This window comes from Vibrio sp. 2134-1, assembly GCF_033339495.1.
Window position 1 is genome coordinate 1 of record NZ_JAWOUS010000621.1, and the last position, 615, is coordinate 615.

1 protein-coding gene is annotated in these 615 nt (G+C 47.2%); it reads right to left on the reverse strand.

Annotation, left to right across the window (positions count from 1 at the left end):
- Nucleotides 1–25: 25 nt before the first annotated feature.
- Nucleotides 26–496: a Dps family protein gene (locus R7R78_RS27585; protein WP_005457571.1), complete on the reverse strand. Its 471-nt coding sequence runs from the start codon at nt 494–496 to the stop codon at nt 26–28.
- Between the last annotated feature and the right edge of the window lie 119 nt (nt 497–615).

The following is a 615-nucleotide window of genomic DNA, read 5'->3' on the forward strand; positions in this document are numbered from 1 at the left end:
TATCCTTAGGTCGTTTCGCTCGGCGTTATTTCTGCAGCGATCGTAACATCCATGCTGTTTTTTCATGGATGCGCATTCTGTCCGATACCAACGCCACGCTAGATTCGTCATCCGCTTGTTGGGCTAGCTTTAACACTTTACGTGCGGTCTTTACGACTTGTTCGTGATTGTGCGTGAGTATGTCGACCATTTCCGTCGCGCTCGGAACGCCTTCAACCTCTTCAATCACACTGAGTTTGGCGAACTCTTTAAACGTGCCGGGTGCGGGAACGTCCAGTGTGCGTATGCGCTCGGCAATCTCGTCTACAGCCGTCGCAAGTTCGGTATAGTGTTCTTCGAACATGAGATGCAGTTCTCTGAAGTTCGGGCCTTCCACATTCCAATGGAAGTTGTGCGTTTGCAGATAGAGCGTGTAAGAATCTGCCAAGAGCTGCTTCAAGCCCTCTGCGGTGCTTAATCGGTGCTCTCTATCAATGCCGATATCGATGTGCGTCATGCTAGCTTCCTCTCATTCCATCTGGTTTCACGACTTTTTTGTAAGCCGTCAGCAAACAACTAAAAAAAGTATTGGATAGATGTTCTGATTTGTAAAAATGATAAAAATGAATGTAACGT

Bases quoted from the DNA above. Each gene is read 5' to 3' on its own strand.
- R7R78_RS27585 (WP_005457571.1), bottom strand. From the start codon at position 496: ATGACGCACATCGATATCGGCATTGATAGAGAGCACCGATTAAGCACC.